At 68.3% G+C, this 21,035-nt stretch carries 20 protein-coding genes; 14 read left to right on the top strand and 6 right to left on the bottom strand.

Going from position 1 to position 21,035, the window contains the following annotated elements:
• Window position 1 precedes the first annotated feature (1 nt).
• A complete protein-coding gene (locus WS54_RS27995) occupies window positions 2–2,011 on the top strand; it encodes a sensor histidine kinase (RefSeq protein ID WP_059781411.1) in 2,010 nt (669 codons plus the stop codon).
• A gap of 82 nt (window positions 2,012–2,093) precedes the next feature.
• Window positions 2,094–3,446: a sigma-54-dependent transcriptional regulator gene (locus WS54_RS27990; RefSeq protein WP_034208470.1), complete on the top strand. Its 1,353-nt coding sequence runs from the start codon at window positions 2,094–2,096 to the stop codon at window positions 3,444–3,446.
• A 98-nt stretch (window positions 3,447–3,544) separates the two neighbouring features.
• Here WS54_RS27990 and WS54_RS27985 read toward each other — a convergent pair whose 3' ends face one another.
• Window positions 3,545–4,081 carry a peroxiredoxin family protein gene (locus tag WS54_RS27985; protein WP_059781412.1) on the bottom strand — a complete coding sequence of 179 codons (537 nt, stop codon included), beginning with the start codon at window positions 4,079–4,081 and terminating at the stop codon, window positions 3,545–3,547.
• A gap of 157 nt (window positions 4,082–4,238) precedes the next feature.
• Here WS54_RS27985 and WS54_RS27980 point away from each other — a divergent pair, with 157 nt between their 5' ends.
• Window positions 4,239–4,811: a hypothetical protein gene (locus WS54_RS27980; RefSeq protein WP_059781497.1), complete on the top strand. Its 573-nt coding sequence runs from the start codon at window positions 4,239–4,241 to the stop codon at window positions 4,809–4,811.
• Window positions 4,812–5,144: 333 nt separating this feature from the next.
• Here the strand turns inward: WS54_RS27980 and WS54_RS27970 are convergent, their stop codons facing one another.
• Together WS54_RS27970 and WS54_RS27965 are read right to left on the bottom strand one after the other, a co-directional pair.
• Window positions 5,145–6,749 (bottom strand): YifB family Mg chelatase-like AAA ATPase, encoded by a 1,605-nt coding sequence (locus tag WS54_RS27970; RefSeq protein WP_034208468.1) that lies wholly within the window; start codon window positions 6,747–6,749, stop codon window positions 5,145–5,147.
• A 311-nt stretch (window positions 6,750–7,060) separates the two neighbouring features.
• Window positions 7,061–7,312, bottom strand: a complete 252-nt coding sequence (locus WS54_RS27965) for an accessory factor UbiK family protein (RefSeq protein WP_006489451.1) — start codon at window positions 7,310–7,312, stop codon at window positions 7,061–7,063.
• A gap of 355 nt (window positions 7,313–7,667) precedes the next feature.
• Between WS54_RS27965 and WS54_RS27960 the strand changes: the two genes are divergently transcribed.
• From WS54_RS27960 to ptsP, 7 genes are all read left to right on the top strand, one after another.
• Window positions 7,668–8,006 (top strand): P-II family nitrogen regulator, encoded by a 339-nt coding sequence (locus WS54_RS27960; RefSeq protein ID WP_006398175.1) that lies wholly within the window; start codon window positions 7,668–7,670, stop codon window positions 8,004–8,006.
• Between the two features lie 37 nt (window positions 8,007–8,043).
• Window positions 8,044–9,555, top strand: coding sequence for an ammonium transporter (locus WS54_RS27955; RefSeq protein ID WP_059781415.1), 1,512 nt, complete (start codon window positions 8,044–8,046; stop codon window positions 9,553–9,555).
• Between the two features lie 243 nt (window positions 9,556–9,798).
• Window positions 9,799–11,088 (top strand): glutamate--cysteine ligase, encoded by a 1,290-nt coding sequence (gene gshA / locus WS54_RS27950; RefSeq protein WP_034208466.1) that lies wholly within the window; start codon window positions 9,799–9,801, stop codon window positions 11,086–11,088.
• Window positions 11,089–11,114: 26 nt separating this feature from the next.
• A complete protein-coding gene (gshB, locus tag WS54_RS27945; protein ID WP_059781416.1) occupies window positions 11,115–12,071 on the top strand; it encodes a glutathione synthase in 957 nt (318 codons plus the stop codon).
• A gap of 231 nt (window positions 12,072–12,302) precedes the next feature.
• The gene (locus WS54_RS27940) at window positions 12,303–12,773 is read left to right on the top strand and encodes a PTS sugar transporter subunit IIA (RefSeq protein ID WP_059781418.1); all 471 of its coding nucleotides are present in this window, start codon (window positions 12,303–12,305) and stop codon (window positions 12,771–12,773) included.
• A 73-nt stretch (window positions 12,774–12,846) separates the two neighbouring features.
• Complete coding sequence (locus WS54_RS27935; protein ID WP_006477716.1) at window positions 12,847–13,116, top strand: HPr family phosphocarrier protein; 270 nt, start codon at window positions 12,847–12,849, stop codon at window positions 13,114–13,116.
• 201 nt (window positions 13,117–13,317) lie between these two features.
• Complete coding sequence (gene ptsP, locus WS54_RS27930; protein ID WP_034208770.1) at window positions 13,318–15,090, top strand: phosphoenolpyruvate--protein phosphotransferase; 1,773 nt, start codon at window positions 13,318–13,320, stop codon at window positions 15,088–15,090.
• Between the two features lie 68 nt (window positions 15,091–15,158).
• Here ptsP and WS54_RS27925 read toward each other — a convergent pair whose 3' ends face one another.
• The 3 genes from WS54_RS27925 to gpmA all read right to left on the bottom strand — a co-directional run bounded on the left by WS54_RS27925 (window position 15,159) and on the right by gpmA (window position 18,559).
• Window positions 15,159–15,911 (bottom strand): HesA/MoeB/ThiF family protein, encoded by a 753-nt coding sequence (locus WS54_RS27925; protein ID WP_059781419.1) that lies wholly within the window; start codon window positions 15,909–15,911, stop codon window positions 15,159–15,161.
• Between the two features lie 104 nt (window positions 15,912–16,015).
• Complete coding sequence (locus WS54_RS27920; RefSeq protein ID WP_059781422.1) at window positions 16,016–17,569, bottom strand: S41 family peptidase; 1,554 nt, start codon at window positions 17,567–17,569, stop codon at window positions 16,016–16,018.
• Window positions 17,570–17,812: 243 nt separating this feature from the next.
• Window positions 17,813–18,559 (bottom strand): 2,3-diphosphoglycerate-dependent phosphoglycerate mutase, encoded by a 747-nt coding sequence (gene gpmA, locus WS54_RS27915; RefSeq protein WP_034208461.1) that lies wholly within the window; start codon window positions 18,557–18,559, stop codon window positions 17,813–17,815.
• 135 nt (window positions 18,560–18,694) lie between these two features.
• On the opposite strand from gpmA, the gene WS54_RS27910 reads away from it, so the two are divergent.
• The 4 genes from WS54_RS27910 (at window position 18,695) to WS54_RS27895 (ending at window position 21,009) form a co-directional block, all read left to right on the top strand.
• Window positions 18,695–19,117 carry a rhodanese-like domain-containing protein gene (locus WS54_RS27910; protein WP_034208460.1) on the top strand — a complete coding sequence of 141 codons (423 nt, stop codon included), beginning with the start codon at window positions 18,695–18,697 and terminating at the stop codon, window positions 19,115–19,117.
• Window positions 19,114–19,374, top strand: coding sequence for a glutaredoxin 3 (grxC, locus tag WS54_RS27905; protein ID WP_006477722.1), 261 nt, complete (start codon window positions 19,114–19,116; stop codon window positions 19,372–19,374). Before WS54_RS27910 ends, grxC begins: the two co-directional genes overlap by 4 nt.
• Before the next feature lie 107 nt (window positions 19,375–19,481).
• A complete protein-coding gene (secB, locus tag WS54_RS27900; protein WP_059781425.1) occupies window positions 19,482–19,985 on the top strand; it encodes a protein-export chaperone SecB in 504 nt (167 codons plus the stop codon).
• A gap of 25 nt (window positions 19,986–20,010) precedes the next feature.
• Entirely contained in the window at window positions 20,011–21,009 is a 999-nt protein-coding gene (locus tag WS54_RS27895; RefSeq protein ID WP_059781426.1) for an NAD(P)H-dependent glycerol-3-phosphate dehydrogenase, read from the top strand.
• Window positions 21,010–21,035: the final 26 nt, after the last annotated feature.

Here is a 21,035-nt window from a genome sequence, read left to right as displayed (position 1 = left end):
GATGAACGAGCAGGCGGCGGCACGGCCCGCCGGCCGTGCGGCCCGCGGCGGCCGGGGTATCGGGGCGGAGGCCTATGACACAATAGGCGATCCGCATCGTCAGGAAGCCTCGACCGTGACGCGCCGCCTGCTCATCCTCGTCGTGCTCGCCGCCGCGCTCGTCGCGGCGTGCGCGCTCACGTGGACGATCACGTGGCAGCGCGGCGTCGCCGAGCTGCAGCGCAATGCCGCGGTACGCGTCGAGCGCACCACCAACGCGCTCAAGAGCACGCTCGACCGCTACGAATCGCTGCCTTATCTGCTCGGCAGCCATCCGTACGTGCAGGATCTGCTTGCCGAGCCGAAGCGCGGCGACTACACCGCCCGCGTCAACCGCTATCTCGAAGACCTCAACGAACACGCGCACGCGACCGTCACCTACGTGATCGGCGCGGACGGCCTGTGCGTCGCCGCCAGCAACTGGCGCGCACCCGACAGCTTCGTCGGGATCGAATACCGTTTCCGCCCGTATTTCCTCGATGCGATGAACGGCCGGGTCGGCCGCTTCTTCGGGATCGGCACGATCTCGCGCGATCCCGGCTACTACATCTCGCAGCCCGTGTGGCGCGACGGCAAGATCGCGGGCGTCGTCGTCGTGAAGCTCAATCTCGAATGGTTCCAGGGCGCCGACGCGTCCGAGCCGCTCGTCGTCGTGGACGATCACGGCGTCGTGTTCCTGTCGTCCGTGCCCGCGTGGAAGTACCACACGCTGCGCCCGCTCACGGGGCCCGTCGCCGCGTCGATCTACGAAACGCGCCAGTACGCGCAGCAACCGGTCACGCCGCTGCCGCTGCGTGTCGAGCAGACGCTTGGCGCCGATGCGGAGATCGTGCGCCTCGGTGCCGGCCGGCGCGCGCCGCGCTTTCTCGCCAGCAAGCGCCGGATCGGCGAGCCCGACTGGCTGCTCGTCACGCTCGCGCCGATCGCGCCGATCGATGCCGATGCGCGCAACGCCACGATCGTCACCGGCTTCGGCTTCGTGTCGGTCGCGCTGCTCGCGTTCTACTGGCGGATGCGCCGCGCCCGCGTGCGCGAGATGATCCGCGGCCGCGCGCTGCTGCAGCAGGCGTACGCGGAACTGAACCGGCGCGTCGAGGAGCGCACGGCCGACCTGTCTGAAGCGAACGAGCGATTGCAGAAGGAAGTCGGCGACCGGATCCGCGCGGAGCAGGAACTGCGCGCCGCGCACGACGAACTGATCCAGGCGAGCAAGCTCGCCGCGCTCGGCCAGATGGCGGCCGGCATCACGCATGAACTGAACCAGCCGCTCGCGGCGCTGCGCAGCTTCTCGGACAACACGCGCGTGCTGCTCGATCGCGGCGAGCAGGCCGCCGCGCGCGAGAATCTCGAGGCGATCGCCGCGCTCACCGAGCGGATGGGCAAGATCACCAACCAGCTGAAGCTGTTCGTCGGCCGCGCGAAGCCGCGCAACGAGCAGGCGCTCGTCGTGCGCGCGCTGCGCAGCGTGCTGTCGCTGCTCGACGAGCGCCTGCGCGGCGTCGCGCTCACGCTGACGCTGCACGACGCGACCGTCTCGCCCGCGCACGACGCGCCGCTCGATCTGGCGCGCGACTATCCCGAACTCGTCGCGCGCTGCGAGGACCTGCGCCTCGAACAGGTGCTGATCAACCTGCTCGGCAACGCGCTCGACGCGGTGGCCGGCGTCGCGGCGCCGGCCATCGAGGTCACGATCGCGGTGTCGGCCGCGACGCTCGCGGTCGAGGTGCGCGACAACGGCTGCGGCATCGCGCCCGATTTGTTGCCGCGCCTGTTCGAGCCGTTCTTCACGACCAAGGAAATGGGGCGCGGGCTCGGGCTCGGTCTCGCGATCTCGTCGTCGATCGCGAGCGACGCGGGCGGCGCGCTGACCGCACGCAACGCACCGTCGGGCGGCGCGCTGTTCGTCTTGACGCTGCGGCGCGCCCGCACGCATCATCCGGACTCCGTGTCCGAGCCGGCGGGCTCGCATTAGCGTGAGCAGGCCGGTCGGCGAACGACCGGCATCAACGAGATGCCGCGCGCGCCGCGCGGCTTGTCAGGAGCGAGTGAGTACGATGGCCAACCGGCTGCAAGTGATCTATATCGAAGACGATGCGCTCGTGCGCCGGGCGAGCGTGCAGAGCCTTCAACTGGCGGGCTTCGACGTCGCCGGCTTCGAGTCGGCCGAAGCGGCCGAGAAGGCGATCGTCGCGGATACCGCCGGCGCGATCGTCAGCGACATCCGGCTGCCCGGCGCGAGCGGGCTCGACGTGCTCGCGCAGTGCCGCGAGCGCGTGCCCGACGTGCCGGTGATCCTCGTCACCGGTCACGGCGACATCTCGATGGCCGTGCAGGCGATGCGCGACGGCGCCTACGACTTCATCGAAAAGCCGTTCGCGGCCGAGCGCCTGATCGAGACGGTGCGCCGCGCGCTCGAGCGCCGCGAGCTCGTGCTCGAGAACCACGCGCTGCGGCGCGAGCTGGCCGGGCAGAACGTCGTTGCGCCGCGCATCATCGGCCGCAGCCCCGCGATCGAGCAGGTGCGCAAGCTGATCGCGAACGTCGCGCCGACCGACGCGTCGGTCCTGATCAACGGCGACACGGGCGCCGGCAAGGAGCTGATCGCACGCAGCCTGCACGAGTTGTCGCCGCGCCGCGACAAGCCGTTCATCGCCGTGAACTGCGGCGCGCTGCCCGAGCCGATGTTCGAGTCGGAGATGTTCGGCTACGAGCCCGGCGCGTTCACCGGCGCCGCGAAGCGGCGCGTCGGCAAGCTCGAATACGCGTCCGGCGGCACGCTGTTCCTCGACGAAATCGAAAGCATGCCGCTCGCGTTGCAGGTGAAGCTGCTGCGCGTGCTGCAGGACGGCGTGCTGGAGCGGCTCGGCTCGAACCAGCCGATCCGCGTGAACTGCCGCGTGGTCGCCGCCGCGAAGGGCGACATGAGCGAGCTCGTCGCGGCCGGCACGTTCCGGCGCGACCTGCTGTACCGGCTCAACGTCGTGACGATCGCGTTGCCGCCGCTCGCCGAGCGCCGCGAGGACATCGTGCCGCTGTTCGAACACTTCATGCTCGATGCGGCCGTGCGCTACGGCCGGCCCGCGCCGGTGCTGACCGACCGGCAGCGCGCGAGCCTGATGCAGCGCGACTGGCCGGGCAACGTGCGCGAGCTGCGCAACGCCGCCGACCGCTTCGTGCTCGGCGTGGCCGACGTGCCGCAGCAAACGGGCGCCGCCGACGACGCCGACAACGACCAGACGCTGAAGGAGCGCATCGAGCAATTCGAGCGCGCGGTGATCGCCCAGGCGCTGAACCAGACGGGCGGCGCGGTCGCGGCAACGGCCGACCGGCTGCATGTCGGCAAGGCGACGCTGTACGAGAAGATGAAGCGTTACGGGCTGTCGGCGAAAGGCGAAACCGAGCGCTGAAAAGCAAACGGACCGCGGAACCGGGGTGTCCGGTCATGCGGTCCGTTGCGTGCCGGAACGGCGCGGTGCGCGCGCCTTCCGGCCGGCTCGGGCGGCGCTCAGGCCGCGTTGCCGTCGAGCGCCTTCTTGAGCAGCGCGTCGAGCTCCGCGAATTGCGGCGCGCCGACGTAGCGCTTCAGGATCTTGCCGTCCTTGTCGACGACGAAGGTCGTCGGCGTGAGTTGCACGTTGCCGAACTGCTTCGCGACGCTGCCGTCGTCGAGCGCGACCTTGAACGGCAACTGGCGCGTCTGCGCGTAATTCGCGACGTACATCGGCGGATCGTAGTTCATCGCGACCGCGACGAATTCCAGCCCCTGACCCTTGAAGCGATTGTAGGTGTCGACCATCTGCGGCATTTCCTGCATGCAGGTCGCGCAGCTCGTCGCCCAGAAGTTCACGAGATAGACCTTGCCCTTCAGGTCGCCGGCGGTCGAGACCTTCTGGCCCGACAGCAGCGTGAAGGTGGCGTCCGGCACGCTGGACTTGCCGTTGAACGCGAAGAAGCCGGCGACGGCGATCGCCGCGACGACGGCGGCCGCGGCGAGGTAGCGGACGGGGCCGGCACTGCGGCGGGTGGAAGGCGTGGTGTTCATCTGGTGCTCTCGGAGTCGATGACGCTGATCGACGCAAAGGACGTCGAAATTCGGCGCTCATTTTAGCGCGAATGCGGGGCGCGCACCGGCAGCCGGCACGCATCCCGGTTTTCCGGTTCGACGGATAATGGTCGTTTTGCCTGCCGCGATCCACGCCATGCCGAAGGAAGTCATCGATTCGTTGCGCCCCCTTTTTCGCCCGCTGCGACACTTCGCCGCGCTGGCCTGCGTGAGCGCCGCGCTCGCCGCGTGCTCGCCGTCGTACGACTGGCGCACGCTGCACAACGACGCCGGCTACACGATCGACCTGCCGGCGAAGCCGACCGTCGAGGAGCAGCCGGTGGCGCTCGGCGGTACGTCGATGCCGATGCGGATGCAGGCCGCGCACGTCGACGGCGCGGTATTCGCGGTCGGCACGCTGACGTTGCCCGACGATCGCGACGACACACGCCGCGCGGCGCTCGAATTCCTGCGCGCGGGGCTGTCGCGCAATCTCGAAGGCGCGCCGCAGACGGCGGCGGTGCCCGTGCCGCTCGCGGCCGGCGGCGCCGTGAACGGGCTCGAGCTGCGCATCGCGGGCGCCGCCGCCGGCGGCGATCGCGCGCGCAAGACGATCGTCGCGCGGCTCGCCGCGCGCGGCCGGCACGCGTACCAGGCCGTCGTGATCGCCGACGGGCCGCTCGCGCAGGAGCAGCTCGATCAATTTTTCGGTTCGTTCAAACTCGATTGACGACGGCTGGCGAGGGCGCTCGGACACGCCGTGACAACTGAAAGTTCATTCGCAGCTTTCGACGCTAATCGCCGGATTTTGCGAGGGTTTTTCGGCTATCCACAGCGCATGTGGATAACTTTGTTGAAAAGTGGCGGGAATTTCCCGCGAAGCCGCGCGGGACGGCCTTCCGGCCGGTTTGGTCGCCCATCCTCCTTTTGAGAAAAATCAATCGAAACAACGGGATACGAATTCCGCCCGGCAAAGGCCGCGACGAGCCGCGATCCGGGGCCGGATTCGTGGAATTGTGTATAAGTCAAGTCTTGACAGCCTGATTTTGTCCTCCTGGGCCGCTCACGGCGCCGTCAACGCGCGCCGGTAGCGGATCGCCTCGGCGATCTGCGCGGCCGTCGGCAGCGGGTCGCCGGCCAGATCGGCGATCGTCCGCGCGACTTTCAGCACGCGGAAATACGCGCGCGCCGACCAGCCGAAGCGCTCGCCGGCCTCGCGCAGCAGCCGCTCGCCTTCGTCGGTCGGTCGGCACAGGTCGTCGGTTTCGCGGCCGCTCAGCATGTGATTCGTCTTCCCCTGTCGCTCGAGCTGCAGCGCACGCGCCTGCGCGACCCGGGCCGCCACCGCCGCGCTCGGCTCGCCGGGCGCCGTCGCGCGGGTCGCGAGTTCGGCCGGCGACAGCGCGGGCAGGTCGATCTGGATGTCGATGCGGTCGAGCAGCGGCCCCGACAGCTTGCGCAGATAGCGGGCGGCCGCGTCCGGCGAGCAGCGGCAGCGCCCGGACGGATCGCCGTGCCAGCCGCACGGGCACGGGTTCATCGCGGCGATCAGCTGGCACGCGGCGGGGAAGTCGGCCTGCTGGGCCGCGCGCGAGATCGTGATGCGGCCGGCTTCGAGCGGCTCGCGCAGCATTTCCAGCACGTGCCGGTCGAATTCCGGCAGTTCGTCGAGAAACAGCACGCCGAGGTGCGCGAGCGTGATTTCGCCCGGCTGCGGCGGATTGCGGCCGCCGACCAGCGCGGCGGCGCTCGACGAGTGATGCGGCGCGCGAAACGGCCGGCGGCGCCACTGCGCGGGCGAGAAGCCGAGCCGGCTCGCGGACAGCAGCGCGGCCGAGGTCAGCGCCTCGTCGTCGGTCAGCGGCGGCAGCAGGCCGGCCAGCCGTGCCGCCAGCATCGACTTGCCGGCCCCTGGCGGGCCGACCATCAGCATGTGATGGCCGCCCGCGGCGGCGACTTCCAGCGCGCGTCGCGCGCCGCGCTGGCCGATGACGTCCGCGAGATCGGGCGCGGCGGGTGCCGGCAGGCCGTCGAGACAGGGCGCGGCGACCGGCGCGAGCCGCCCGTCCGGCGCATCGGCGAGGTGCGCGCACAGCGCAGGCAGGTCGCGCGCACCGAATACGGTCACGCCCGGCACGAGTGCGGCCTCGGCAGCGCTGTCGAGCGGCAGGTACAGCTCGGGCGGACGCGCTGTCGCGGCCGAATCGCGCGGGGCGCCGGGATCCATGCCCGGGCCGCCGGCCAGGCCCGCGCCGGATTCCTCCGCACGCCGGTCCCGCGCGGCGCCGCACGCCATCGCGAACGCGCCGCGCATCGGCCGCAGCGCGCCCGTCAGCGACAGCTCGCCCGCGAATTCGCGGCCGGCCAGCGCGTCGGCCGGGATCTGGCCGTTCGCGGCGAGAATGCCGAGCGCGATCGGCAGGTCGAAGCGGCCCGACTCCTTCGGCAGGTCGGCCGGCGCGAGATTGACGGTGATGCGGCGCACCGGGAATTCGAACCCGCAGTTCTGCAGCGCGGCGCGCACGCGCTCGCGGCTTTCGCGGACTTCGAGATCGGGCAGCCCGACGATCGAGAACGACGGCAACCCGTTGGCGAGATGGACTTCGACGGTGACGTCCGGCGCGCGGCCGGAGGCGGGCGCGCGACTGCGCACCACGGCGAGCGACATGGCGAGGCTCCTGTAAACAGGCGGACGACGGCCGTTCGGGGCCGCATGCCGCGGGACTCGGAGGAATCGGGTGCGCGCTTGCCGGCGTGGCGCGGGGAAAGAACGAGGTGCTGCGAAGAGCGATGGACTGCGAAGAGCGCGGGACGACGAAGAGCGCGGGACTACGAAGAGCGATGGACTGCGAAGAGCGATGGACTACGAAGAGGGGCTGCGAAGAGCGACGGACGACGAAGCGTGGCGAAACGGCTTCGGGGTGGCGGGCGCGGGCCGCACGAGGCGGCCCGCACCCGGACCTTGCGGCCGGTGGGGCGTCAGGCCTGCGGGGCGGCGAGCTTCTGCTCGAGTTCCGCGACGCGCTTTTCGAGCTCCTCGAGGCGCACGCGGGTGCGGGCGAGCACCTGTGCCTGCGTATCGAATTCCTCGCGCGTGACGAGATCGAGCTTCGAGAAGCCTTGCGACAGCATGGCCTTCACGTTGCGCTCGACGTCCTTGGCCGGCGAGTTTTTCAGCAAATCGCTGACGCGCGATTGCAGATCGTTGAAAACGTCGCTGGGTTGCTTCATGTGATTCCCCTTCCTTGCACAAAAAATGTGCATCTTCAGTTGCATACGTGCCCATGATGCACGCATGACCGGAAATGGTGCGCGCGGGGCGCGAATTCCGGGCATGGCGCCCGCATGGGTGAATGGCCCGGCGATCCGGGACGTGCGTGCACTCTAGCAACGATCCTTTCGCCGCGCCAGCAAACCGGGCCATGTTGGCCATTCGGCCGGGCTTTCGCGCCTTACGTCGCGGGATGCGACCCCCTTCCGCAGCCCTTCGAGACGGTGCTCGGACCAACATGGCATGCGAGTTGCTGAGAAGAGTCCGTCACAACATTCCAACTCATCCGACGGGACAACCCAGCGAGAGGACTTCATGAAACTCATTACCGCAATCATCAAGCCGTTCAAGCTCGATGAGACGCGCGAAGCGCTGTCGGCGCTCGGCGTCTCGGGCATCACGGTGACGGAGGTCAAAGGGTTCGGGCGCCAGAAGGGGCACACCGAGCTGTACCGCGGCGCCGAATACGTGGTCGATTTCCTGCCGAAGATGAAGATCGAGGCGGCCGTGTCCGACGATCTCGTCGACCAGGCGGTGGAAGCGATCGAGCGGGCCGCACGCACGGGCAAGATCGGCGACGGCAAGATCTTCGTCACGCCGATCGAACAAGTGATCCGGATTCGCACCGGGGAGACAGGCGCGGACGCGCTGTAACAGAACAGACAAGACAAGCGACAAGAGGAAACCCAAGATGCGCAAACTTCTGATGTCCCTGCTGATGGCCGGCTCGCTGATCGCGGCCGGCGTTGGCTCCGCGCTCGCCGACGACGCGGCGTCCGCCGCGGCTGGTTCCGCCGCGGCTGCTTCCGCGCCGGCCGCCGCCACTTCCGACGCATCGGCTGCCGCCGCACCCGCTTCGACGCCGGCCGCCGACGCATCCGCCGCCGCTGCCGCACCCGCTTCGGGCGCGGCCGACGCATCGGCCGCCGCATCCGCGCCGGCCGCCCCGGCGGCGCCCACCGCGCCGTTCTCGGTCGATTCGTCGAAGATCAGCGCGGGCGACACCGCGTGGATGCTCACGTCCACCGCGCTCGTGCTGTTCATGACGATCCCCGGCCTCGCGCTGTTCTACGCGGGCATGGTCCGCAAGAAGAACGTGCTCGCGACCGTGATGCAAAGCTTCGCGATCACCGCGCTGATCACGGTGCTGTGGACGGTGGTCGGCTACAGCCTCGCGTTCACGCCGGGCAACGGCTTCATCGGCGGCCTGTCGCGCGTGTTCCTGCACGGGATGAACTACATCAAGGGCGACAAGGCGACGACGCTGACGGTCAGCCATCTCGCGTCGACGATTCCGGAATCGGTCTACTTCGTCTACCAGATGACGTTCGCGATCATCACGCCGGCGCTGATCTGCGGCGCGTTCGCCGATCGCATGAAGTTCTCGGCGATGCTCGTGTTCATGACGCTCTGGTCGCTGATCGTCTATGTGCCGATCGCGCACATGGTGTGGGAGCCGACCGGCTGGCTGTCGGCGGACGGCGTGCTCGACTTCGCGGGCGGCACCGTCGTGCACATCAACGCCGGTATCGCGGGCCTGATGTCGTGCCTGGTGCTCGGCAAGCGCGTCGGCTACGGGCGCGAATCGATGGCGCCGCACAACCTCGTGCTGACGATGATCGGCGCGTCGATGCTGTGGGTCGGCTGGTTCGGCTTCAACGCGGGTTCCGCGGTCGCGGCCGACGGCCGTGCCGGCTTCGCGATGCTGACGACGCAGGTCGCGACGGCCTGCGCGGCGCTCGGCTGGATGTTTGCCGAATGGATCGCGAAGGGCAAGCCGTCGGTGCTCGGCATCGTGTCGGGCGCGGTCGCGGGTCTGGTGGCGATCACGCCGGCGGCCGGCTTCGTCGGCGTGGCGGGCGCGCTCGTGATCGGTATCGCGGCGGGCGTCGTGTGCTTCTGGTCGGCGACCTGGCTCAAGTCGAAGCTCGGCTACGACGATTCGCTCGACGCGTTCGGCGTGCACGGCGTGGGCGGGATTCTCGGCGCACTGCTGACCGGCGTATTCGCGGTCAAGGACATCGGCGGCATGGACGGCAGCCTGCTGCTGCAGGCGAAGGGCGTGCTGATCACGCTCGTGTACAGCGGCGTGCTGAGCTTCGTGCTGCTGAAGTTGATCGATCTGACGATCGGCTTGCGCGTGTCCGAAGAGGAAGAGCGCGAAGGCCTCGACGTGGTGCTGCACGGCGAGCACGTGGAATAAGTCACACGAACCACGGCGGGCCGCCGCGACGACGGCGCCCGCCCCCGAATGAGCGCAGCGACTTCGGCCCGCCTACCCGGCGGGCTTTTTTTCTCCTGACGCGTGCTGTCGTAGCGGATAACCCTTCACTCTATCGGGTCAATAGCCGAAAACTTCCTCCATATCCTTGTGAAGCCGGGAACAATCCCCAAATGGGCAAGGCAATTGCTCTACAATCTTCATTCTCCCGCTCGCGAGTGATTCATGGTTCCCCACCTCGTTACCGCGTTGAACGGTCCGCTGCTCGAACTCGAGCAGAAGATCCTCGACGCGACGCCTGCGATCGAACGCTGGTTCAGGCTCGAATGGCAGGAACACACCCCGCCGTTCTATTGTTCGGTGGACCTGCGCAATGCCGGCTTCAAGCTGGCGCCCGTCGACGCGAACCTGTTTCCCGGCGCCTTCAACAATCTGCCGTCCGAGGTGCTGCCGCTCGCCGTGCAGGCCGCGATGGCCGCGATCGAGAAGATCTGCCCGGACGCGAAGAATCTGCTCGTGATTCCCGAGCTGCCGACCCGCAACGCGTTCTACCTGGAAAACGTCGCGCGCCTCGCGACGATCATGCGCCAGGCCGGCCTGAACGTGCGTTTCGGCTCGCTCGATCCCAGCATCACCGACATGACGCCGATCACGCTGGCCGACGGCCAGAAGATCGTGCTCGAACCGCTCGAGCGTTCGCAGCGCCGCCTCGGCCTGAAGAATTTCGATCCGTGCTCGATCCTGCTGAACAACGACCTGTCGGCCGGCATCCCGGCCGTGCTGGAAAACCTGCACGAACAGTACCTGCTGCCGCCGCTGCACGCGGGCTGGGCCGTGCGCCGCAAGTCGACGCACTTCGCATGCTACGACGACGTCGCGAAGAAGTTCGCGAAGATGGTCGGCGTCGATCCGTGGATGGTGAATCCGTATTTCGCGCACGTGGAAGGCGTCGACTGGCAGGCGCATGAAGGCGAGCAGGCGCTCGCCGACGCGATCGACGGCGTGCTGAAGAAAATCGCGCGCAAGTACCGCGAATACGGGATCAGCGAGAAGCCGTACGTCGTCGTGAAGGCCGACGCGGGCACCGCGGGCCGCGGCGTGATGACCGTGCACGACGCGGCCGAGATCGGCCGCATGACGAAGGCCGAGCGCGCGCAGATGGCCGAATCGAAGGCCGGCCTCGCGGTGCGCGACGTGATCGTGCAGGAAGGCGTCTACACGTTCGAGCGCGTCGGCGACGAGGTGGCCGAGCCGGTCGTGTACATGATCGACCGCTACGTGGTCGGTGGCTTCTACCGCACGCACGGCGGCCGCGAGCGCGACCAGAACCTGAACGCGCCCGGCATGCACTACGTGCCGCTCGGCTTCGAGCACACCGCGCTGCCGGATGCCGGCGCGAAGCCGGGCGCCGCGCCGCCGAACCGTTTCTACATGTACGGCGTCGTCGCGCGGCTGTCGCTGATCGCGTCGTCGATCGAACTGGAAAAGACCGACCCCGAAGCCATCCAGGTGTAACGGACTTCGCTACGTACAGGACCCGCATGGACATTCTTTTTATCGCCGACCCGCTCGAGCATTTCAAGATCTACAAGGATTCGACCTACGCGATGATGGCGGAGGCCGCCCGGCGCGGGCATGCGGTGTACGCGTGCGAACCGCGCCACCTCGCGTGGACGGGCTCGGCCGTCGAGGCCGACGTGCGGCGCATCGCGTTCGTCGGCGAACTGGACGACCTGCATCGCGACACCTGGTTCGACGCGGGCGCGGTCGATGCGCGCCGTCTCGAATCGTTCGGCGCGGTGCTGATGCGCAAGGATCCGCCGTTCGACATGGAGTACGTGACGTCGACGTGGCTGCTCGAGCTGGCCGAGCGTGCCGGCGCACGCGTGTTCAACAAGGCGCAGTCGATCCGCGATCATTCGGAGAAGCTCGCGATCGGCGAGTTCCCGCAGTTCGTCGCGCCGACGCTCGTCACGCGCGACGCGAAGCGGCTGCGCGCGTTCCACGCCGAGCACGGCGACGTGATCCTGAAGCCGCTCGACGGAATGGGCGGGATGGGCGTGTTCCGCGTGAAGCCGGACGGCATGAACCTCGGTTCGATCGTCGAGATGCTGAGCCACGACGGCACGCGCTCGGTGATGGCGCAGAAGTTCATCCCCGAGATCAAGGCCGGCGACAAGCGCATCCTGCTGATCGGCGGCGAGCCGGTGCCGTATTCGCTCGCGCGGATTCCGCAGGGCAGCGAGGTGCGCGGCAATCTCGCCGCGGGCGGGCTCGGCGTCGCGCAGCCGCTGACGGCCCGCGACCGCGAGATCGCCGCAACGCTCGGGCCCGTGCTCGCGTCGCGCGGGCTGCTGCTGGTCGGCCTCGACGCGATCGGCGACTGGCTGACCGAGGTGAACGTCACGAGCCCGACGTGCTTCCGCGAGATCATGGAGCAGACGGGCTTCGACGTCGCCGCGATGTTCATCGACGCGCTGGAGCGTGCGGCCGCGTAGGCCGCCTTCCGCGCCACCCCGGCGGCGGCCGCGCAGGCCCCCCGTCGCCGGAGCCGCTTGACCGGCCTGCTACAATGCCCGCTTGCCCGGTGCCGCGATCGGCGCACCGAAGGCCCGGCGGTCGGGCCGACACTGTTGCAAGGCTGAACATGAAACGTTCCCCATACTCGCTACGCTCATTGCCCCGCCGCGGGGTATCGGCCCGCCAGGGGCGGCCGGGAGCGATCTGACATGGCCGGGATTCTGATCATCGCGCACGCGCCGCTCGCCACCGCGCTGCGGGACTGCATCGCGCACATCTACGGCGGCGTGCCCGCCCGCATCGGCTGCATCGACGTGATGGCGGACAGCGATCCGGCCCAGGTGATGGCGTTTGCGCACGCGGAACTCGCGCGGCTCCGGGAAGACAACGGCGTGGTCGTGCTGACCGACATGTACGGCGCGACGCCCGCGAACATCGCGGGCCAGCTCGCGAAGCTCGACAACGTGCGCGTGCTCGCGGGCGTGAACCTGCCGATGCTCGTGCGGGCCGTCTGCTACCGCACCGTGCCGCTCGACAAGCTGGTCGACAAGGCGCTGTCCGGCGGCGCGAAGGGCGTCCACGAGGTGTCGTCCGGCACGCCGCCGCCCCCGTCGGAAACCGGCTGCGGCCAGTGCGCGCCAATTCCGCCCGAACCGCAGCCGCGCACCGAATCGCACTGAGCCGCCGTTTTCCGTTTTAGCCCGACCCGCCGGCGCGCGCCGCCGGCGGTCCCGACCGACCCGACCGAGAATCATGCTTCAACAAGAAACCACCATCGTCAATAAATTGGGGCTCCATGCGCGCGCATCGGCCAAGCTTACGCAACTGGCCGGCAACTTCCAGTCGGAAGTCTGGATGACACGCAACGGGCGCAAGATCAATGCGAAGAGCATCATGGGCGTGATGATGCTGGCGGCCGGCATCGGCAGCACCGTGACGATCGAGACCGAAGGGCCCGACGAGCGGGAAGCGATGGATGCGCTGCTGAAGCTGATCGCCGACAAGTTCGGCGAAGGCCAGTGAGCGCGACGCGGAATCATTGCCGTTTCCAGTCAGAATGCCGCGGATGTCGCGGCATTTTTTTCGTCGGAAGCATTGATGCGGAATGCGCAATGCTGCGCTGCATGCAGTCAGCAGGGAGTCGCGGAATTTATAATCGCTAACCGGGGTCATAAGCGCATCGCAGCAGTGTGCCGCGGCTTTACTTGTACAGAGGAGGTGCGCGTGTCCTTCACGCTGCATGGCATTCCCGTCTCACGAGGTATCGCGATCGGGCGAGCCTATCTGATCGCGCCGGCGGCGCTCGACGTCGCCCATTACCTGATCGAGGCCAACCAGACCGACGCCGAAGTGGAGCGATTCCGCACGGCGCGCGACGTCGTGCGGCGCGAGCTCGAAGCGCTGCGCGCCGACCTGACCGACGACACCCCGAGCGAAGTCGGCGCATTCATCGACGTCCACACGATGATCCTGAGCGACGAGATGCTCGTGCAGGAAACCATCGACCTGATCCGCACGCGCCGCTACAACGTCGAATGGGCGCTGACCGAGCAACTCGAACTGCTCACGCGCCATTTCGACGACATCGAGGACGAATACCTGCGCGAGCGCAAGGCCGACATCGAGCAGGTGGTCGAGCGCGTGCTGAAGGCGCTCGCCGGTGCGCCGTCCGCGTCGCAGGCGCTCGACGGCGCGGCCGCGAACGGCACGAACGAGATGATCGTCGTCGCGCACGACATCGCGCCGGCCGACATGATGCAGTTCAAGACGCAGTCGTTCCAGGCGTTCGTCACCGATCTCGGCGGCCGCACGTCGCACACGGCGATCGTCGCGCGCAGCCTCGGCATTCCGGCCGCGGTCGGCGTGCAGCATGCGAGCGCGCTGATCCGCCAGGACGACCTGATCATCGTCGACGGCGATCAGGGCATCGTGATCGTCGATCCCGCGCCGATCGTCCTCGAGGAATATTCGTACCGCCAGTCCGAGAAGGTGCTGGAGCAGCGCAAGCTGCAGCGCCTGAAGTTCTCGCCGACGCAAACGCTGTGCGGCACGAAGATCGACCTGTACGCGAACATCGAGCTGCCCGACGACGCGAAGGCGGCCGTCGAGGCCGGCGCGGTCGGCGTCGGCCTGTTCCGCTCCGAGTTCCTGTTCATGCATCAGAAGGAGATGCCGGAAGAGGAGGAGCAGTTCGCCGCGTACAAGCGCGCCGTCGAGTGGATGAAGGGCATGCCGGTGACGATCCGCACGATCGACGTCGGCGCGGACAAGCCGCTCGACGCGCTCGACGAAGGCTACGAAACGGCGCCGAACCCGGCGCTCGGCCTGCGCGCGATCCGCTGGAGCCTGTCCGAGCCGCAGATGTTCCTCACGCAGTTGCGCGCGATCCTGCGCGCGTCCGCGTTCGGCCAGGTGAAGATCCTGATCCCGATGCTCGCGCACGCACAGGAGATCGACCAGACGCTCGACCTGATCCGCGAGGCGAAGCGCCAGCTCGACGACGCGGGGCTCGCGTACGATCCGAACGTGCGCCTCGGCGCGATGATCGAGATCCCGGCCGCGGCGATCGCGCTGCCGCTGTTCCTGAAGCGCTTCGATTTCCTGTCGATCGGCACGAACGACCTGATCCAGTACACGCTCGCGATCGATCGCGCCGACAACGCGGTCGCGCATCTGTACGACCCGCTGCATCCGGCCGTGCTGCACCTGATCGCGTACACGTTGCGCGAAGCGAAGCGCGCGGGCGTGTCGGTGTCGGTATGCGGGGAGATGGCGGGCGACCCGGCGCTCACGCGCCTGTTGCTCGGGATGGGGCTCACCGAGTTCTCGATGCATCCGAGCCAGTTGCTCGTCGTGAAGCAGGAGATCCTGCGCGCGCACCTGAAGGCGCTCGAAAAGCCGACGGCCGACGTGCTGGCCGCGTTCGAGCCGGAAGAAGTGCAGGCGGCGCTGCAGCGGCTGTCGATCGCCGAGCCGCGGGCGGATGCGGCTGCCTAGGCGTTCTTGCCGCCGCTAACCATCGCGAAACGTCACGCATGCGCGGCCCGGCGCATGCCCGTCGCGCGTCAGTGCCGGCCCCTGCACACCGGGCAGTCGGCCTGGCGCGCGATTTTCATCGTCGTCCATTCCATCCGCAGCGAATCGAGCATCATCAGCCGCCCGTTCAGCGTCTTGCCGATGCCGCCGATCACGCGCAGCGCCTCGGCCGCCTGCATCGCGCCGATGATCCCGACGGTCGGCGCGAACACGCCCATCGTCGCGCATGCGACTTCCTCGAACGGCTGGTCTTCCGGAAACACGCACGCATAGCAGGGCGCGGCCGCGTCGCGGAAGTCGAACGTGCTGATCTGGCCGTCGAAGCGAAGCGCGGCACCCGACACGAGCGGCACGCCGTGCGCGACGCATGCGCGGTTGATCGCGTGCCGCGTCGCGAAGTTGTCGGTGCAGTCGAGCACGACGCTCGCATGCGGCACGTGCGCGTCGAGCCACGCATCGTCGACGCGCGCCGCGACCGCGTTCACCGTCACCTCCGGGTTCAGTTGCGCGAGCGTGTCGCGCCCCGATTCGACCTTGCTGCGGCCGACCGATGCCGTCACGTGCAGGATCTGCCGCTGCAGGTTCGTGAGGTCGACCGTATCGGCGTCGACGAGCGTGAGCGTGCCGACCCCCGATGCCGCGAGATACATCGCGGCCGGCGAGCCGAGGCCGCCCGCGCCGACGACGATCGCATGCGCGTCGAGAAAGCGCTGCTGCGCGTCGATGCCGATTTCGTCGACGAGGATGTGGCGGGAGTAGCGAAGGAGTTGATCGTCGTTCATGGGGGCTCGTGAGCGAGGCGGGCGGACGTTCGTTATTTTAGGCGCGCATGAAAAACGGGCCATCGCGGTCTTCCCGCGATGGCCCGTCGGATGCCGGCCGGCGCTTACTTCGGCGCGGAGGCGGGCTTCGGTGCGGAAGCCGGCTTCGCGGCGCTTGCGCCCGATGCCTTCGCGGCCGCGGCGGCCTTGCCGGCCGGGCTCTTCGTCGTGCTCTCGGCGAGCAGCGACTTCGATTCCTGGACCGGCTTGCCTTCGAGCTTGTTGAGCGCCTGCTGCATCATGAAGTCGTCGGCGCTGCCGAACTCGATCGGCTTGCGATCGCGATCCTTCTGGCGCTGCTCCGGCGTCTTCTTGTCGTTCTGCTCTTCGAGAATGCGCAACTGGTCCAGCCGGCGCTGCTCGCGCTCTTCCTGCTCCTTCTTCTCGTTCGGATCCTGCGTGTTCGCGAGGTGGTTCGTGTAGTCGACCTCGCGCGTCACGAGCACGTCGTCCGGATCGCCGTCCGCGTACTGATCGACCGGCACGTCCGGCGTGATGCCCTTGTTCTGGATCGAACGGCCGCTCGGCGTGTAGTAGTACGCGGTAGTCAGGCGCAGCGCGGTGTCGGCCGTCATCGGGCGGACCGTCTGCACCGAACCCTTGCCGAACGTCGTCTTGCCCATGATCTGCGCGCGCTTCGAATCCTGCAGCGCACCGGCGACGATTTCCGACGCGGACGCCGAATACGCGTTCGTCAGCACGATCATCGGCACGGTCTTGAAGATCGGCGGCAGGTTCTTCAGCGGATCGCCGTCGAAGGACGGCAGGCGATAGTTGTCGTACGTATCGCGGTAGACCTGCTTCGAATCGGGGATCTGGCCGTTGGTCGACACGACGACCGAGTCGGGCGGCAGGAACGCGCCGGCCACGCCGACCGCGCTCTGCAGCAGGCCGCCGCCGTTGTTGCGCAAGTCGAGGATGAGGCCCTTCAGATTCGGTTGCTGGCGCGCGATGTCCTGCAGCTTCTGCGCGAGATCCGGCGTCGTGCGCTCCTGGAAGCTCGTGATGCGGACATACGCGTAGCCCGGATCGAGCATCTTCATCTTCACGCTCTGGACCTTGATGATCGCGCGCGTGACCGTGACCGGGAACGTGCGGTCGTCGCTCTTGCGGAAGATCGTCAGCGTGACCTTGGTGCCCGGCTCGCCGCGCATCTGCTTCACGGCCTTGTCGAGCGTCATGCCGCGCACCGGCTTGTCGTTGATGCGCGTGATCAGGTCGCCCGGACGGATACCGGCGCGGAACGCCGGGGTATCCTCGATCGGCGAGATCACCTTGACGAGGCCGTCTTCCTGCGAGATCTCGATGCCGAGGCCCGCGAAGCGGCCCTTCGTCTGCTCCTGTAGCTCGTCATAGTCGGTCTTGTCGAGGAACGACGAGTGCGGATCGAGGCTCGACACCATGCCCTTGATCGCGGCCGTCAGCAGCTTCTTGTCGTCGACCGGTTCGACGTACTCGCGCTTGATCTGCCCGAATACTTCCGCGAACAGGCGGAGCTGGTCGAGGGGAAGCGGCGCCGTGGCGGTCTGCTCGGCCGATGCGGAAACCTGCAGCGTGGCGAACACGCCCGTGGCAAGGCCCGCGGCAATCAGGCCGATGTTCTTCAAATTCATTCGCATAGAGATCTGGTGCGGTCGGGAAGCGCGTGGCGGTAGCGGGGATGTAGCGGACAAGTATAACTGTTCGTCCGATAACTCAGTGGAACGGCGCGAAAAGCGTCGACAAGGCCGCAGAAGGCCCGGCGAGGCACCGCCGGGCGCGCTGCGGGGTTCGAAAGCGGATTCGACCGCAGCAGGGCCGCGAAGGTTCGCGCGACGTGCGGCCCGGCGTTCGAGGCCGGGCCCGGCACGCCGCGCCGGGCGTCAGCCCGCCTTGCCCTGCTTCGCGACGGCGGCCTGCGCCTGCGCGATCGCTTCCTGGTCGCCGAGGTAATAGTGCTTGATCGGCTTCAGGTTCTCGTCGAGTTCATAGACGAGCGGCACGCCGTTCGGGATGTTCAAGCCGACGATGTCGCTGTCCGAGATGCCGTCGAGGTACTTGATCAGCGCGCGCAGCGAGTTGCCGTGCGCCGCGATCAGCACCTGCTTGCCGGCGCGCACCGCTGGCGCGATCGACTCGTTCCACAGCGGCAGCACGCGCGCGACCGTGTCCTTCAGGCACTCGGTGAGCGGCAACTGCTCGCGCGGCACCTTCGCATAGCGCGGGTCGCCGAACGGCGCGCGCTCGTCGGTCGGCTCGAGCGCGGGCGGCGGCGTGTCGTAGCTGCGGCGCCACACGAGCACCTGCTCGTCGCCGAACTTCGCAGCCGTTTCCGCCTTGTTCAGGCCCGACAGCGCGCCGTAGTGGCGCTCGTTCAGGCGCCACGAGTGGACGACCGGCAGGTACATCAGATCCATCTTGTCCTGCACGTGCCACAGCGTGCGGATCGCGCGCTTGAGCACCGACGTGTACGCGATGTCGAACGTGTAGCCGGCCTCCTTGAGCAACTCGCCGGCCTGGTAGGCCTCGTTGCGACCCTGTTCGGTCAGGTCGACGTCGACCCAGCCGGTGAAGCGGTTTTCCTTGTTCCACGTCGATTCGCCGTGGCGGATGAGAACGAGTTTGTACATGGATCTTGCGGTCGGTAGTGAAGGGAAGCGGGGCGCGTCGCGCGGCGCCCGGACCGGGCCCGCCATCGCGCAAGGCGGTTATTTTATAATGGCGGGATTGTCCTCATCCGATTTCTCTTCTTCCGGCGGAATTCCGTGACGTTCTTTACCAATTACACCAACCTGGCCCTTATCGCGATCCTGGTGGTTTCCGGCGGCCTGCTCGCATGGCCCGCACTGCGCCGCGGTCGCGGCGGCCTGTCTGCCGCGGAGGCGACGCAGCTCATCAACCGTCGCAACGCGGTCGTGATCGACCTGCGCGCCGCCGCCGATTTCGCCGCCGGCCATCTGCCGTCGGCGCGTCAGGTCGCGCCGGGCGAGATCGGCGCGAAAATTGCGCAGGTCGCGAAGAACAAGAGCACCCCGGTGCTGCTCGTCTGCCAGAACGGCCAGCAGTCGCAGAAGGCGGCGCGCGAGGTCGAGGCGGCGGGGTACGCCGAGGTGCACGTGCTCGAAGGCGGCGTGGCCGCCTGGCAGCAGGCCGGGATGCCGGTCGTCAAACAAGGAGTGGCGAAGTGAACAAGGTTTTGATGTACAGCACGCAGGTGTGTCCGTATTGCATGCAGGCCGAGCGCCTGCTGAAGCTGCGCGGCGTCGAGCAGATCGAAAAGGTGCTGATCGATCGCGATCCGGCCCGCCGCGAGGAAATGATGACGCGCACGGGGCGCCGCACGGTGCCGCAGATCTATATCGGCGACACGCACGTCGGCGGTTACGACGATCTGTCGAAGCTCGACCGCGAAGGCGGCCTCGTGCCGCTTCTGCAAGCGGCCTGATTAGGGCAGAATGGCCGCCGGCCGCGCCGCGGCTTGGGCGCGCAGGATTCATCCGTGGCGGCCGGCGAACAGCCGGGCCGCCCCGTCACCACTTTTAGGGAAACACCATGTCCGACGTCGAAAACCAACCGTTCTTCAACATCCAGCGCGTCTACCTGAAGGATATGTCGCTCGAGCAGCCGAATTCGCCGGCGATCTTCCTCGAGCAGGACATGCCGTCGGTTGAAGTCGAAGTCGACGTCAAGGCCGACCGCCTCGCGGAAAGCGTGTTCGAAGTCGTCGTGTCGGGTACCGTCACCGCGAAGGTGAAGGACAAGGTCGCGTTCCTGATCGAAGCGAAGCAGGCCGGCATTTTCGACATTCGCAACATTCCGGACGAACAGCTCGACCCGCTCGTCGGCATCGCGTGCCCGACGATCCTGTTCCCGTACCTGCGCTCGAACATCGCCGACGCGATCACGCGTGCGGGCTTCCCGCCGATCCACCTGGCGGAAATCAACTTCCAGGCGCTGTACGAGCAGCGTCTCGCGCAGCTTCAGCAGCAGGCCGGTGCGGCAGGTGCACCGAACGGCGCGCCGAATGGCGCGCCGAACGGCACGACGCTGAACTGACGTTTCGCTCGGACCGGTGCTGGGTATGAAAGTAGCCGTTCTCGGCGCCGGTGCCTGGGGCACCGCGCTCGCGGGCCATCTGGCCGCGCGGCACGATACGCTCTTGTGGGCGCGCGATGCCGCGCTCATCGCCGGGCTGCAGGCCCGGCACGAAAACTCCCGCTATCTGGACGGCATCGCGCTGCCCGATGCGCTGCGCTACGACGCCGATCTCGGCGCCGCGCTCGCGCATGGCGCCGCGGACGACGCGCTGTGCGTGATCGCCGCGCCGGTGGCCGGGCTGCGCACGCTGTGTCGCGCGATGCGCGACGCAGGCTGCGTGCCCGCGCACATCGTCTGGGTCTGCAAGGGCTTCGAGGCCGACACGCATCTGCTGCCGCATCAGGTGATCGCGGCCGAGCTGCCCGAACAGCGGAGCAACGGCGTGCTGTCCGGCCCGAGCTTCGCGCGCGAGGTCGGACAGTCGCTGCCCGTCGCGCTGACGGTGGCGAGCACGTCGGCCGAATGCCGCGAGCGCACGCTCGCCGCGTTCCATCACGGCGCGATGCGGATCTATACGGGCGACGACGTGGTCGGCGTCGAGGTCGGCGGCGCGGTGAAGAACGTGCTGGCGATCGCGACCGGCATTTCCGACGGCCTCGGCCTCGGGCTGAACGCGCGCGCCGCGCTGATCACGCGCGGCCTCGCCGAAATGTCGCGGCTCGGCGTGGCGCTCGGCGGCCGCGCGGAAACCTTCACGGGCCTCACCGGCCTCGGCGACCTGATCCTCACCGCGACGGGCGACCTGTCGCGCAACCGCACGGTCGGCCTGCAACTGGCGGCCGGCCGCACGCTGAACGACATCCTCGGCGCGCTCGGCCACGTGGCCGAAGGCGTGCGCTGCGCGCAGGCCGTGCTGGCGCTCGCGCGCGCGCAGGCGATCGAAATGCCGATCACGGAAGCGGTGTGCGGCGTGCTGTTCGACGGCATCGCGCCGCGCGACGCGGTCAGCGGTCTGCTGCGCCGCGACGCGCGCGCCGAGTAGGCCCGGCGGGATCGCCCGGCACGGGT

Source organism: Burkholderia sp. NRF60-BP8, assembly GCF_001522585.2.
Taxonomy (GTDB): Bacteria; Pseudomonadota; Gammaproteobacteria; order Burkholderiales; family Burkholderiaceae; genus Burkholderia.
The sequence above is the reverse complement of the archived record's forward strand: the minus strand, read 5'-3'. Positions and strand labels throughout refer to the sequence as shown.